The 14,339-nt window shown below is 69.4% G+C and carries 12 protein-coding genes; 2 read left to right on the top strand and 10 right to left on the bottom strand.

What is annotated here, in order from left to right; translation table 11 throughout:
* Position 1: 1 nt before the first annotated feature.
* The 10 genes from AC1Q7O_RS25385 to kduD all read right to left on the bottom strand — a co-directional run bounded on the left by AC1Q7O_RS25385 (position 2) and on the right by kduD (position 10,266).
* A complete protein-coding gene (locus AC1Q7O_RS25385; protein ID WP_492661818.1) occupies positions 2-1,015 on the bottom strand; it encodes a PEP-CTERM sorting domain-containing protein in 1,014 nt (337 codons plus the stop codon).
* A gap of 123 nt (positions 1,016-1,138) precedes the next feature.
* Positions 1,139-2,392, bottom strand: coding sequence for a TIGR03862 family flavoprotein (locus AC1Q7O_RS25380; RefSeq protein ID WP_492661817.1), 1,254 nt, complete (start codon positions 2,390-2,392; stop codon positions 1,139-1,141).
* Between the two features lie 19 nt (positions 2,393-2,411).
* Complete coding sequence (locus AC1Q7O_RS25375) at positions 2,412-3,299, bottom strand: SDR family oxidoreductase (RefSeq protein ID WP_492661816.1); 888 nt, start codon at positions 3,297-3,299, stop codon at positions 2,412-2,414.
* The gene (locus tag AC1Q7O_RS25370) at positions 3,296-3,739 is read right to left on the bottom strand and encodes a GNAT family N-acetyltransferase (protein ID WP_492661815.1); all 444 of its coding nucleotides are present in this window, start codon (positions 3,737-3,739) and stop codon (positions 3,296-3,298) included. Before AC1Q7O_RS25370 ends, AC1Q7O_RS25375 begins: the two co-directional genes overlap by 4 nt.
* Positions 3,739-4,758, bottom strand: coding sequence for an NADP-dependent oxidoreductase (locus AC1Q7O_RS25365; RefSeq protein WP_492661814.1), 1,020 nt, complete (start codon positions 4,756-4,758; stop codon positions 3,739-3,741). Before AC1Q7O_RS25365 ends, AC1Q7O_RS25370 begins: the two co-directional genes overlap by 1 nt.
* Before the next feature lie 105 nt (positions 4,759-4,863).
* On the bottom strand, positions 4,864-5,673 hold the full coding sequence (gene kdgR / locus AC1Q7O_RS25360) for a DNA-binding transcriptional regulator KdgR (protein WP_492661813.1): 810 nt from the start codon (positions 5,671-5,673) through the stop codon (positions 4,864-4,866).
* Positions 5,674-5,724: 51 nt separating this feature from the next.
* Positions 5,725-6,999: a pectate lyase family protein gene (locus AC1Q7O_RS25355; protein ID WP_492661812.1), complete on the bottom strand. Its 1,275-nt coding sequence runs from the start codon at positions 6,997-6,999 to the stop codon at positions 5,725-5,727.
* Entirely contained in the window at positions 6,996-8,096 is a 1,101-nt protein-coding gene (locus AC1Q7O_RS25350) for a pectinesterase family protein (RefSeq protein ID WP_492661811.1), read from the bottom strand. The genes AC1Q7O_RS25355 and AC1Q7O_RS25350 overlap by 4 nt, the downstream gene beginning before the upstream one ends.
* Positions 8,093-9,259, bottom strand: a complete 1,167-nt coding sequence (locus tag AC1Q7O_RS25345) for an oligogalacturonate lyase family protein (protein ID WP_492661810.1) — start codon at positions 9,257-9,259, stop codon at positions 8,093-8,095. Before AC1Q7O_RS25345 ends, AC1Q7O_RS25350 begins: the two co-directional genes overlap by 4 nt.
* 245 nt (positions 9,260-9,504) lie before the next feature.
* Positions 9,505-10,266 (bottom strand): 2-dehydro-3-deoxy-D-gluconate 5-dehydrogenase KduD, encoded by a 762-nt coding sequence (kduD, locus tag AC1Q7O_RS25340; RefSeq protein ID WP_492661809.1) that lies wholly within the window; start codon positions 10,264-10,266, stop codon positions 9,505-9,507.
* Between the two features lie 501 nt (positions 10,267-10,767).
* Here kduD and AC1Q7O_RS25335 point away from each other — a divergent pair.
* Positions 10,768-13,743, top strand: coding sequence for a TonB-dependent receptor (locus AC1Q7O_RS25335; protein WP_492661808.1), 2,976 nt, complete (start codon positions 10,768-10,770; stop codon positions 13,741-13,743).
* An 11-nt stretch (positions 13,744-13,754) separates the two neighbouring features.
* Positions 13,755-14,312: a PEP-CTERM sorting domain-containing protein gene (locus AC1Q7O_RS25330; RefSeq protein WP_492661807.1), complete on the top strand. Its 558-nt coding sequence runs from the start codon at positions 13,755-13,757 to the stop codon at positions 14,310-14,312.
* The last annotated feature ends 27 nt before the right edge of the window (positions 14,313-14,339 follow it).

Below are 14,339 nucleotides of genomic sequence, written 5' to 3'. Positions count from 1 at the left end.
CTCAGCGGCGCGAGTTGCCGCGGCGGCGTGCCGCCACGCCCAGCAGTCCCAGGCCGGCGGCCAGCAGCAGCGCGGAGCCCGGCTCAGGTACGGCTGACACGGCGTTGAACGCCTGGGCGGGGCCACCGTTGATGCTGATGCTGTCCACGCCCAGCGTGTGCGAGAAATCGGCCGCCGCACCGTTCTGTGCGCCGGTGAACAGGAACACGTTCATGAAATAGAAATAGCGCCCGCAGACGGCTGAGATGGGCGCGGGCTCCGTGCCGTTGCACTGGATTTGCGTGCCGCTGGCGGTGACGCCCAGCGTGGTGTCCACGTCCACGGCGGTGTGCAGCGCGTCGGCCTGCGCGCCGAAGACGTCCAGGTGCGTCTGCGTGCTGGGGCTCAGCACGCTCAGCTGGCGCAGCAGCGTCTCACCCTCGGCGTTCACGTCCAGGCCGGCGTTGGCGAAGAGGGCCGCCTGGCTGGCGTTCGAGAAGTTGGCCTCGGAGCCGTGGGCCAGCACGGCCACGCCGGCTGTCGTCGCGTCGGCGCCCAGCGCCACGTTGCCCGTGGTGGACAGCGAGCCCTTGAGGCCCAGGTTGAAGCGTACGGCGGCGTCCTGGTCCAGCACGGCCCAGTACGACAGCGCCGCGTAGCCGACCGCGGCCATGCCGGTGGCGTCCGGCGTCAGCGGCGCGCGTGCGCTGGCCGCGGCGCCCAGCTGCGTAGCCGAGGCCACGCCCAGCGCACTGGCGCTCTTGCCGCCCACCGTCTGGCCCGACTCGGCCCGGCTCGGCGTGGCTGCCGAGGTGGGGAAGGTCAGGAAGCTGCCGTCCTGCGTCGGCGTGCCGTCGATGAGCGTGCCGGCGCTGACCTGCTTGACCGACACGTACCACTGGTTGAGCAGCAGGCCGTAGAACGAGGCAGGGTCCGGCGTGCCCAGCGGGGTGGGCGGCAGCGTGGTCTGGGCGGCGGCCGGCAGGCTGGCGGCGATCAGGCTCAGGACGAGCAGCGTGGGACGGGGCAGGCGCATGGGCGGGGTGGGCGTGAAAGACGCGCGAGTCTAGAAAGCGCGCCGTCGCGCCAGCGCCGCGGCCGGCCCCTAAGGCTGGGGGCGCCGGCCCACCGAGTTGCAACCGTCTGTGAACGGCGCCGCTCAGCGCGGCCCGGCCAGCCAGCCCACGAGGCCCTGGGCCGCCGCGCGGCCGCTGGCCAGGCTGGCCGTCAGCAGGTAGCCGCCGGTGGGGGCTTCCCAGTCCAGCATCTCGCCGGCGACGAACACGCCGGGCAGCGCGCTCAGCATCAGGCCGTCGTTCAGCGCCTCGAAGCGCACGCCGCCGGCGGTGGAGATGGCCTCGGCCACCGGGCGCGGTGCGTGCAGCGTCAGCGGCAGGGACTTCAGCGCCGCGGCCAGCGTGGCGGCGTCCAGCATCTGCTCGCGCGTCAGCAGCTCGTGCAGCAGGCCCAGCTTCAGCGCGCCGAGGTTGAGCCGGCTCTTCAGGTGCGACGACAGCGAGCGGCTGCCGCGCGGGTGCTTCACTTCGGCCAGCACGCGCTCGGGCGTCAGCTGCGGCAGCAGGTCCAGCGCCAGCGTGGCCGTGCCCGTGCGCGCGATCTGCTCGCGCAGCGCGCTGCTGGCGGCATAGACCAGCGAGCCCTCGATGCCGGTGGCGGTGATGACGAACTCGCCGGGGCGGCTTGCAAAGCCGTCGGTCGCGAGCGCCACGGGCTTGACCGGCTGGCCGGCGAACTCGGTCGCGAAGCGCTCGCTCCAGCCTGGCCCGGCCGCGTGTGCCGCGGTGGGGCCGACGTCGAAGCCGCAGTTGGCCGGCTGCAGCGGTGCGACGTCCACGCCGCGGGCGGCCAGCCAGGGCGCCCAGGCGCCGTCGGAGCCGAGCTGCGGCCAGGAGGCGCCGCCCAGCGCCAGCAGCGTGGCGCGCGGCGTGACGAGGCGTTCGCCGTCCGGCGTGGCAAAGCGCAGCGACCCGTCATCGGCCCAGCCGGTCCAGCGGTGGCGCATCGCGAACTTCACGCCGGCCGCGCGCAGCCGCTGTAGCCAGGCGCGCAGCAGCGGCGCGGCCTTGAGGTCGGTGGGGAATACGCGGCCGGAGGTGCCGACGAAGGTCTGCACGCCCAGGCCGGCGGCCCAGGTGCGCAGCGCGTCGGCGTCGAAGCCGCGCAGCAGCGGCGCGATCTGCGCCGCGCGTGTGCCGAAGCGGCCGACGAACGGCTCGAACGGCTCGGAGTGCGTGAGGTTGAGGCCGCCCTTGCCGGCCAGCAGGAACTTGCGGCCGACGCTGGGTTTGGCGTCAAAGACGGTGACGGTGTGGCCGGCGGCGGCCAGCACCTCGGCGGCCATCAGGCCGGCGGGGCCGCCGCCGATGATGGCGATGGAATCGGGGGAGCTCATGCCCCCGATTGTCCCCGCCTCACTCGGCGCGCAGCTTGGCCCGCAGCGCGGCGCCGATCTCGGGCCGGTCGGCGAAGGGATCGGTGGGGTTGCGCAGCTGCATCACGTCTTCCAGCCGCGTCTGCACGCCGGCCAGCGCCTGCGGGTGGCTGAAGATGTAGAACTTGCCGTGGTCGATGGCGTCGAACACCATCGCCGCCACGTCGGCCGCGGTCAGCTTGCCCGAGGACACGGCCTTGTCGGTCTGCGCCTGGGAGATGAGCTGGCTCTTGGTGGGCTTGGCACTGGCGAACTCGGCCGGCCGGTTGCGGTGGCTCTGGCTGATGCCGGTGGGCACGAAGAAGGGGCACAGCACCGACGCGTGAACCTGGTCGGTCACCAGCGACAGGTCTTGATAGAGCGTCTCGGACAACGACACCACCGCGTGCTTGGACACGTTGTACACGCCCATGTTGGGCGGGTTCAGCATGCCGGCCATGGAGGCGGTGTTGACGATGTGGCCGCGCCAGGCCGGGTCGGCCTTCGCAGCGGCCAGCATCATGGGGGTGAACAGGCGCACGCCGTGCACGACGCCCATCAGGTTCACGCCCAGCACCCATTCCCAGTCGCTGAGGGCGTTCTCCCAGATCAGCCCGCCGGAGCCGACGCCGGCGTTGTTGAAGACGAAGTGCGGTGCGCCGAAGCGCTCTTCGACAGCCTTGGCCAGCGCTTCCATCTGGTCGGCCTTGGCGACGTCGACGACGCGGGCCAGCACCTCGACGTGGCTGAACTCGGCGGCGGCCTTGTCCAGCGCATCGGCCTGCACGTCGACGAGCACGAGGTTCATGCCGCGCGCAGCGGCGAGGCGGGCGGTTTCCAGGCCGAAGCCGGAGCCGGCGCCGGTGATGACTGCAGTCTTCTTGCTCATGGCTTTCTCATTTCGATGTGGGGAATGCCGTCTTCCATGTAGGGTTCGCCGACGGGCGCAAAGCCGAAGCCGGCGTAGAAGCGTTCCAGGTGGGCCTGCGCGTGCAGCGTGATGGCGTGGCCCGGCCACAGCTGCTCGCAGCGGGCGACGGACTCGGCCATCAGCGCGCGGCCCGTGCCGCCGCCGCGCGCGGCCGGCGACGTGACGACGCGGCCGATGAGCGCGTCGGGCGCCTTCACGCCCGGCGGGATCAGCCGCGTGTAGGCCATCAGCGCGCCGTCCTCGTCGGTGCCCAGCAGGTGCAGCGTCTCGCGGTCCAGGCCGTCGATGTCGAGGAAAACGCAGTTCTGCTCGACGACGAAGACCTGGGAGCGCAGCTGCAGCAGGTCGTAGAGCTGTCCGACGGTCAGCTCGTCGAACTGGACGCAGGTCCAGTTCATCAGACCAGCTTGACGAGCTGCTTGCCGAAGTTCTTGCCCTTGAGCAGGCCCATGAAGGCTTCTGGCGCAGCGGCGATGCCGTCGGCCACCGATTCGCGGTACTTCAGCTTGCCGGTGGCGACCAGGCCGCCCAGTTCCTTCAGCGCCTCGGGCCAGACGTCCATGTGCTCGGACACGATGAAGCCCTCGACCTTCATGCGGTTGACGAGGATGAGCTGCGGCGCGGCCATCGGGATGGGCTGGCCGTCGTAGCCGGAAATCATGCCGCACATCGCGATGCGGCTGAACGCGTTGGCACGCAGCAGCACGGCGTCGAGGATCATGCCGCCGACGTTCTCGAAGTAGCCGTCGATGCCGTTGGGGCACTCGGCCTTCAGCGCGGCGGACAGCGACTTCACGTCGCCGTGCTGCTTGTAGTCGATGCAGGCGTCGAAGCCCAGTTCCTCGACGACGTAGCGGCACTTGTCCGCGCCGCCCGCCAGGCCCACGGCGCGGGCGCCGCGCGCCTTGGCCAGCTGGCCCACCACGGAGCCAACCGCGCCGCTGGCGGCGCTGACGACGACGGTCTCGCCGGCCTTGGGGTTGATGATCTTCACGAGGCCGTACCAGGCGGTCACACCGGGCATGCCGACGGCGCCGAGGTAGGCCGACAGCGGGATGTGCGTCGTGTCCACCTTCTGCAGCACGCCGCGCTGGCTGGCGTCGACGGTCTGGAATTCCTGCCAGCCGCCCATGCCGACGACCTTGTCGCCGACGGCGAAGTGGGCGTTCTTCGATTCGACGACTTCGCCGACCGTGCCGCCGATCATGACCTCATCAATCGCTTGCGACGCCGCGTAGCTCTTGCTGTCGTTCATGCGGCCGCGCATGTACGGGTCCAGGCTCAGGAAGTGGTTGCGCACGCGCACCTGGCCATCGGCCAGCGGGGCGAGGGCGGCCTCGACCAGGCGGAAGTTGTCGGGGGTGACCTCACCCTTGGGGCGGGAGGCGAGGACGATCTGGCGGTTGGTGGTGCTCATGCGGGTCTCCAGGGCCGGGGGCGTCCCGGCCAGCGGAGGGCATTGAAGCATGGGGGCCGCCGCGGGTCACGTCCCGCGGGCGACAGAAAAGCACGGTCGTGCTTTTCAGGCCTGCGTCGGCTTGATCGGGAAGTCCGTGCAGCCGAGCTTCTCGGAGATGTCGCGGCTGGCGTCCTGCAGCATCTTGACGACCTCGGGCGCCTTCTCGACGTCGAAGCGGAAGGTCGGGAAGGACACGCTCATGCCGGCGATGGGCTGGCCCAGCCGGTCGAAGATGGGCACGCCCAGGCAGCGGATGTGGTCGTCGAACTCCTCGCGGTCCTCACCGAAGCCCTGGGCCTTGACGGTGGCGAGTTCGGCCAGGAAGGCCGGGCGTTCGGTGATGGTCTTGTCGCGAAAGCGCGTGAACGTGGCGCCGTCCAGGATGCGGTCGCGGCGGGCCGGGTGCTCCCAGGCCATCAGCACCTTGCCGATGGCTGTGCAGTGCAGCGGCGCGCGGCGGCCGATGCGCGAGTACATGCCCAGCATGTGGCGCGAGTCGACCTTGTGGATGTAGATGATTTCGCTGTCGATGAGGCTGCCCAGGTGGACGGTCTCGCCGGTGGCGTCGGCCAGCATCTGCATGTGGTGCTTGGCCAGGTCGACGAGCTCGGGCGAGGGCAGGGCCTTGGCGCCGATCTCGAACATGCGCATGGCCAGACCGTAGCGCTCGCTGTCGGCCTCCTGGCGCACGTAGCCCAGGCTTTTCATGGTCTGCAGGAAGCGGTAGACCGTGGCCTTGGGCATGGCCAGGCGCACGGACAGGTCGGTGATGCCGATGTCGCTGCGTTCGCCCAGGGCGTTCAGGATCGCGAACACCTTGAGTACCGCAGCCACCGATTCCGGCTGTTTCGAATCGCCAATGTCCTCGTCCATGTTTTGATTCTTTCGGGCGCTTGTTCCAGGAGCAGAGGTGCGGATTCTGACTCAGGCCCGGCGCGGGCCCGCGCCGGCGCGGATTTGCTCAGCCAGTTGATCGGGGCTGGCGGGCCGCAGCGCGTCGGCGTCGTAGGCCTCGTCGGGCCGCCAGCCGACGTCGGCGGCCAGCGTCTCCGTCGGGTGGGCGGCCTGCCAGGCCTGCAGCAGGTCTACAGGCTGGCCGTTGATGCGGCTGTCACGCACGACGATGGCCGTGCCCTTGAGCCGGCGGATCAGCTGCCCCGGCGCAACGCCGGCGGGCAGCTCCCAGCGGTTGTGTTCGGCAAACAGGCGCGACTGCATGCCCGCACCCAGCGTGTAGCCGACGTCCGCGGCCTGGTCGGCGCTGTAGAGGTTGCTGACGACATGCACGCGGCCGAAGCGCACGCGCGGCGTGCGTTCCTTGCAGGCGTGGAAGTGGTTGTGGTGCAGCGTCACGCGCAGCCGGCCGGTGTCCTGCGCGGCCAGGCCGTCGCTGTTGCCGATCAGCATGGTCTTGTCGTGGCTCTGGAAGCGGCACCAGGACACGGTGACGAGGTCGCTGCCGTTGGTGATGTCCAGCAGGCCATCGTGGTGCTGCACGCGCTGGCCCAGGCGGATGGGCTCGGCCTTGTCGGGGTGGCTGCCGTCGTCGAACTGGCAGTGGTCCACCCACACCCGGTCGGCGCCGCGCAGCGACAGGCCGTCGTACTCGGAGTTCCACTCGCCATGCACGTTGTCGCGAGGCTCCCAGCCGGGGAAGTGGTCGTAGGCGTCGGAGAAGCGCAGGTCGCGGATGACGATGTTGCTGACCTTGTCCAGCAGCACCATGCCGTGTTGGAAGCCGGCGCCGGGGGCCGCGCCCAGCAGTGTCGTGTTGGACGGCAGCCGCACGATGGACACGGCGGCCTGGCGCTGCTCGGAGCGCTTGCGGGCGTCTTCCAGCGGGCCCTTGGGGTCGTCGCGGCCCCAGGTGGCGGGGTCGAAGGCGCGGTCGAACGCGTCGAAGCTGAACGCCGGGTCGCGGAAGGCTTCGGCGCCGCCGGGGCAGAGGTCGATGAAGGCGTGCAGCCGGATGATCTTGGGCTTGTCGCCCAGGCGCAGCGCGGCATCCAGGCCGGCGCGGTCGTGCACGTCGACGATGTGCTCGGCCGTGGCGCGCGCGCCGCCTGTCGTGGCGCCGACACCGGCCCAGCCGAGCGGCAACTCGGCGGGCGCGCGGGCGGGGCTGCTGGCGCAGCCGGGCAGCGTGGAGAGGCCCGCGAGACCCGCGAGGGCGAGGACGTGTCGGCGAGGGACGGTCATGGTCGGTTGTTGAATTCGCTGAGGCGGTTGGTGGCGGCGTCGAAGGGCCGGCGGGAAGTGCTGGCCTGCCAGGGGCCTACATGGGCGCCGATCTCGCTGTCGCGCACGACGGCCAGGCCGTTGGGGCTGCTGCCGGCCAACCAGGTGCCGGCCTTCACGCCGGCATCCCAGGCGCGGCCCAGCGCCGTGGCGCCGGGCGCGATGCCGGGTTCGCCGACGATGCGGCTGTGCGTGACGAGGAAGCCCTGGTTCACGCCGGGCGCCGTGCTGGGCGCGAGGATGATGCCGCCGTGGCCGGGCGTGCGGCGGTTGGCGCGGGTGAGGATCGTCGAGTGCTCGATGACCAGCGTCGCGTTGCCGAAGATGAAGTCCACGTCGCCGGCGATGAGGCTGTGGCGGATCAGCTGGCGGGACGGTGCGTCGGGCGCGCGCCGCTTCACGTACAGCGTGTCCTGGTGGCCCAGCAGGCGCACGTTCTCCAGCTGCAGGCGGTCGCCGTTCAGCGTCAGCGCCACGGCCTGCGCGCCGCCGCTTTCGCCGACGCCAGCCGGGTAGGCCTCGCCGCGGCGCACGCCGTCCATCGCGTCGTTGGCGATGGTCAGCGAGATGAGCTGCACGTCATGGCTCTGCACCAGCACGCTGGTGCTGCCGCTGGTGCCGATGGTGGTCTTGCCGAGCTCCGGCCAGCAGGGGTGGGCGGCTTCCTGCTCGCCCTTGGGCTTGCCGGAGAAGCGGTTGTCCACGAGCACGACGGCCGCCGGGTCCAGCGCTGCGCCGACGAGGGCGAGGGGCGCCTTGTCCTTGATGCAGACGGGGCCGCGGTAGGTGCCGGGCTGGACGTGGATGACCCAGCGCTTGGCGCCGGACTGCCCCTCGGCGGGCACCTTGTCGATGGCGGCCTGCACGGACTCGCCGGCCTTGACGACGAAGTCCGGCGCGGCGGCCGACAGGTCGGCCAGCGGCGCCGGCTGCCAGTCGCCGAGGTAGGTGGCCGCTGTATGGGCGGCGGCCTGCTCTGCGGTGAGCTGAGGGCGTGTCTGTGCCTGGCTGAGGCCCGCCAGGGCGATCAGGGCCAGGGCGGGCAGCAGCGGCTTCACAGGTCGGCCAGGTAGACGGCAGGCTCGACGCCGCTGGCGCGTTCCTTGTCGCAGCTGAACAGCACCTGCTTGTTGTCCGGCGTGAAGCTCGGGTGCGGGTGCGTGACCTGGCGGTCGTCCTTGTAGACGTCCCAGCCGCTGTCGTGGCGCGCGATGGGGCGCGTCGTGCCGGCGTTCAGGTCGAACAGGTGCAGATATGGGTCGCCCACCAGCATCTCGTTGCTGGCGTCGCCGCTGCTGGCCTTGCCGCAGCCGTCGCCGACGATGAGCGTGCCGTCGTAGTTGCTCATCAGGTGCGAGCACTGGGGCATCGCCGTCAGCAGCTTGTTCTCAAGCGTGATCGGGTCCAGGCTGTAGATCGAGCGGTCCGGTGAGTCGTGCAGGTAGCTGACGTAGATCATCGCGCTGCCGTCCGGTACCCAGAACTCGTGCGTGCAGCTTTCGCCGTCGAGGTGCTCCTTGCCGCAGCGGCGGTTGGTGCCGTCCTCGTTGATGAACCACATGCGAGCGTCGATGAGGTCGTGCGGGCCTTCGTGGCAGTAGGCCACGGTGTTGTCGTCGAACGGGCGGTACTGCGGGTGGCCCAGCCAGCCGCGCTGCTCCAGGATGACGGTGCGCTTGCCCGTGGCGAGGTCGACGCTGAACAGCCGGCACAGCGGCTGCTTGTGGAACATCTCGTTGAACTTCTGCCAGGTGTTCAGCGGGAACCAGTCGCTTGCTGCGATCTCGATGCCGACGATCTTGGTGCAGGCGCTGTTGCTGACCCAGGTGCCGTAGCCCACCCAGTCGTCGGGCACGACGTAGACGACCTGCTCCTGCAGCGTGGCCAGTTCCAGGCGGATGAACTGGCGCTTGTCACGCACGAAGTAGACGAAGCGGTCGTCAGGGCTCATGAACGCGCCGAAGGTGTTCTCGCCCGCGCCATCGGTCAGCTGGATGGCCGTCTGGCTGGGCAAGTCCAGCAGGTGCAGGTTCCAGTTCGGGCTGGGCTGCGGACCGAACTCACCGCCGAACATCAGCTGCTTGCCGTCGTTCGTGAAGCACTTCTGATAGAAGTAGTTGCGATGGCAGGTGACGTCCGGCGGCGTCAGCCGCGTGACGCGGGCGCCGGTGTCGGGGTCCTCGCGGGTGAGGAATTCAAACTTGCGTTCGGTGGATTTCATGACGGCATCCTCAGTGATGCGTTAGGGCCCGCGGGCCGAGCGCCGGGCCGCCCCAAGCCGGCCCGTCAGGCGATGTGCCTGCGGCTCAATGCCGCAAGCATCGCCGTCCCCTCGGGGGCTTCGGCCGGACACGTTGAGCCCAGTGGGCTCGACGTGCCTGCCGAAGCGTAGCGGCCGTTGGCCGCTACGCGGTCCCGACCAGACTCGCTCGCGTTCAGCGACGCGAGGCTGGGCGAGGGGCAGTATTACCTCGCGAGCCAACCGCCGTCGACAGCGATGGTGTAGCCGTTCACGTAGTCGGAAGCGGGCGAGGTCAGGAACACGACCGGGCCGGCCAGGTCGTCCGGCTTGCCCCAGCGGCCGGCGGGGATGCGCTCGAGGATGGCGCTGTTGCGCTGCTCGTCCGCACGCAGCTGCGCGGTGTTGTTGGTGGCCATGTAGCCCGGGGCGATGGCGTTCACGTTGATGCCGTGCGCCGCCCATTCGTTGGCCATCAAGCGTGTGATGCCCATGACGCCGCTCTTGCTGGCGGTGTAGGAGGGCACGCGGATGCCGCCCTGGAAGCTCAGCATCGACGCGATGTTGACGATCTTGCCGCCCTTGCCCTGGGCGATGAACACCTTGGCGACGGCCTGCGACAGGAAGAACACCGACTTCAGGTTCAGGTCCATCACGTCGTCCCAGTCCGCCTCGGAGAACTTGATGGCGTCCTCGCGGCGGATGATGCCGGCGTTGTTGACGAGGATGTGCACCTCACCATTCAGCGCCTTGGCCTGGGCCACCAGGTCGGGGATGCAGCTGATGTCGCCGAGGTTGGCGCGCAGGTCCAGGAACTTGCGGCCCAGCGCCTCGACGGCGGCCTTGGTCTCGTCGGGCTCGGACACGTTGACGCCGACGACATCGGCACCCGCCTGCGCGAGCGCGACAGCCATGCCCTGGCCCAGGCCCGTGTTGCAGCCGGTGACGATGGCCGTCTTGCCGGCCAGATTGAAGTGTTGAAGAACCATGGTCTTTGTCCGAGGTGCGCGGAGCACCGGTTGCGTCGAATGAAGCTGGCGTGACGTCAGGACCGCCGCCGTGAACTTGTGGCGTATTTGCCGACGGTCCGTCAGATTTGCCGCGAGAGATCGTTAGAGTTGAAACGCGGTTCCAAATTTCGGCTGCCCGAAGCTTAGGTGGCGCGCAAGGTGTTGCGGAATCATGGTTTCTATTTAGTGAACCACTGTTCCGATTTTGCACGCTTCCCCCTATCATCGTCTACAAGCCAGCCAAAAACGCACAAGCATGAGCAACAGCTTTCTGCAAGGTGCGGGCCGGCCGGACCGGTTTTTCCCTCGCCGCGGCGGCTGAAGACAGCCGTTGCGCACACCCGGCGCCCGCACTGCAGCGGAGCCGGCCTGCAGAAATCGTCGGGTGCCCTGCGTGCGCCCGGGTAACCGCCCTACCCAGAACCCCCAGAGCTGCCAGCGCCTGAAGCGCCCAGGCGGCCTCGCACCAGGAGACCCTTCATGCCCGCATTCCGTTCCTACCGCCGCCTGGCCCTCAGCCCGGTGGCCCTGGCCGCCACGCTCGTTGCCGCACCCGCCTGGGCCCAGGAGGCCGCCGCACCCGCCAACCAGCTGGAGACGGTGACCGTCACCGGCATCCGCGCCTCGCTGGAGAGCGCGCTGAACGCCAAGCGCCAGGACAAGGGCATCGTCGATGTCATCAAGGCCGAGGACATGGGCAAGTTCCCGGACACCAACCTGGCCGAGTCGCTGCAGCGCATCCCGGGCGTCGTCATCGACCGCGACGCCGGCGAAGGCCGCAACATCACCGTGCGCGGCCTGGGTGGCGACTTCACCCGCACCCGCATCAACGGCATCGAGGCACTGGCCACCACCGGCGGCACCGACAGCTCCGGCGGCGCCAACCGCACCCGCGCGTTCGACTTCAACGTCTTCGCGGCCGACCTGTTCAACTCGCTGACCGTGCGCAAGAGCAGCTCGGCCGACGTGGACGAAGGCTCGCTGGGCGCCACCATCGACCTGCAGACGGCCCGCCCCTTCGACCTGAAGACCTTCGCCGCCGCCGTGTCGGTGAAGAGCACCTACAACGACCTCTCCGGCAAGGCCACGCCCAAGGCGGCCTTCCTGATCTCCAATACCTTCGCCGACAAGAAGATCGGCGTGCTGCTGTCGGGCGCCTACTCGCAGCGCAAGGTGTACGAAGAGGGCTTCAGCACCGTGCGCTGGGACAACGGCCCGTCGTCCAGCACCTCCACCACGGCGGGTGGCGTCACCACGGTGACCACCGGCTGGTGCCCGCCGCAAGGCTATGTGCTGCCGGCCAACACTGCGCTGCCGGTGGGCTCCACCGCCACCACCTGCGGCCCGGCCGCCCAGGGCGTGGCCCGCCTGCCCAACACGCCGGAGAACCTGGCGGCGTTCAACACCGCCTCGCTGGCCACCAACTTCCACCCGCGCCTGCCGCGCTACGGCCGGCTGACGCACGACCAGTCGCGCCTGGGCCTGACGGGCTCCATCCAGGTCCGCCCCAGCGACACCACGCTGATCACGGCCGACATGCTCTACAGCAAGCTGGACGCGACGCGCCAGGAAGACTTCCTGGAAGCCATCTCCTTCAGCCGTAACCTGTCGCAGGGCGGCAAGCAGCAGACCAGCGTGCTGGCCGCCGAGTACAACGCCGCCGGCCAGATGGTCTACGGCAAGTTCAACGGCGTGGACATCCGCTCGGAGTCGCGCTTCGACAAGCTGACCACCGAGTTCACGCAGCCCACGCTGACCGTCGAGCAGGACATCGGTGATACGCTGAAGGCCACGGTGCGCATCGGCACGGCCAAGTCGCGCTTCAACAACCCCATCCAGACCACGACGACGCTGGACGCGCCCAACGTCGACGGCTACGTGTTCGACGCCCGCGGCGACGACCGCGCGCCGCTGCTGGGCTACGGCACGCTGAACCCGGCCGACCCGAACGGCGCGCTGCAGATCCGCGGCGTGCCGGTGGGCTCCACCAGCATCGCCAACTTCACGCCTAGCGAGGTGCGCATCCGCCCGAACGGCGTGACCAACAAGCAGGACGTCGCGACCTTCGACCTGGCCTGGGACCCGATGGACGGCCTGACCGTCCGCGGCGGCGTCAGCTACAAGCGCTTCAGCTTCACGAGCTACGACTTCCGCCGCACGGTGGAGACGATGAACACGCTGCCCACCGGCGTGCTGCCGACCGGCCTGACGACGACGCTGAGCGGCTTCGGCAAGGGTCAGAACCTGCCGGCCGGCTCCGTCACGTCCTGGGTCATCCCCAACCTGGACGCCATTGCCGCGGCCTATGACATCTACTGCAACTGCCTGAAGAGCGGCGCGGCCGGTGGCCCGGGCGACTACCGCCTGACGTCGATCACCAACGGCAATGCCCGCGGCGGCAACCGCGCCATCACCGAGACCGACACCGGTGCCTGGCTGATGGCCGAGTACGAGACCAAGCTGGGCGGCCTGCCCGTGCGCGGCAACGCCGGCGTGCGCCATGTGAAGACGTCCATCGTCGCCAACGGCTACCTGGCCACCGGCGGCGGCAGCCTCGTCACCGCCTCGCGCCAGTACAACGACTGGCTGCCGTCCGCCAACGTGGCCGTCAACCTGGCCAAGGACTTCATCGTGCGCGCCGCGGCGGCCAAGGTCATGTCGCGCCCGCCGCTGCAGAGCCTGAACCCGGGCGGCACGCTGAGCACCACCGGCACGCTGACCTACACCGGCGGCAACCCGCAGCTGGACCCGTTCCGTGCCACCACGCTGGACGCCAGCGCCGAGTGGTACCACTCGAAGAACGCGTTCATCGGCCTTGGCGTGTTCCAGAAGGACATCAAGAGCTATGTGCTGACCAAGGGCTTCGACGCGCCGTACAAGGACAGCGGCCTCCCGCTGTCGCTGCTGCCCAGCAACTTCACGGGTGACGAAGTCTTCCGCTTCAGCGCGCCGGTCAACACCCAGGGCGGCAAGCTGACGGGCTTCGAGATCAACGTGCAGCAGCCCTTCACCTTCCTGCCGGGCTGGGGCAAGAACTTCGGTCTGCTGGCCAACTACACGCAGGTCAAGTCCAAGATGGAGTACGTGCTGTCGACGACGGCTGTCGGCTCCTCCACGGTCACGGAGGACCTGGTCAACCTGTCGCCGCGCTCCTGGAACCTGTCGGTCTACTACGACGACGGCACCTTCAGCGGCCGCGTGTCCAGCTCGTCGCGTTCGGCCTTCCTGACCGCCGTGCCGGCCGGCAACAACCAGGACGTCGCTGGCAAGAACAAGACCTTCAACGTCGACCTGTCGATGGGCTACAAGATCAACAAGCAGCTGGAAGTCACCTTCGAGGCGACCAACCTGACCAACCAGCCCAACGACCAGTTCATCTCGCGCGCCATGGACAACGTGGTGGTGAACAACTACACCGGCCGCGAGTTCATCATCGGCGGTCGCTACAAGTTCTGAGCAGGCCTGCCATGAAGCACCTCTCACTGCTTGCTGCGGCCGGGGTTCTGATGGTGGCGTCGGCGGCCTCCGCCGCCGTGCTGGTGCCGGGCACGCCCGTCACCGGCACGCTCGACGGCGATGCCGCCGGCTTGCTGGGCTTCGATGAGGCCGCCCAGGCCTATGTCGCCAGCCTGGCGGTGCCGTTGATCGACAGCGACATCGAGTTCGTCTCCGCAGACTACAGCCTCGCGCTGGACCTCGGCAGCGATGGCTCGCTGCGGCTGTGGGACAACTCCGGCACCGGTCTGCTCGGTACCCACGTCATCCAGCTGACCTTCGCCGATGCCACGCTGAAGCTGGCCCTGCCCACGTTCAGCGCGGCCACGCCGCTGCTGTCGGGCTCGATGCAGTTCCAGCTGCTCGGCCCGCAGTCCGTCCGCCTCACGCTGACGGACGCCCGCATCGACCCGACCTACGCCTACGTCGATGCCCAACTGGCTCTGGCCCCCGTGCCCGAGCCCGCGCCTGCGGCCCTGCTGGCCCTGGGGCTGCTCAGTCTCGCCGCGCGACGCCGTACCCGCCGGTAAACAACGCCTTCCTCCTCTTCGGGAGAC

It is taken from the genome of Roseateles sp. GW823-FHT07B05, from assembly GCF_058794515.1.
This window is presented reverse-complemented; position numbering and strand designations above follow the sequence as displayed.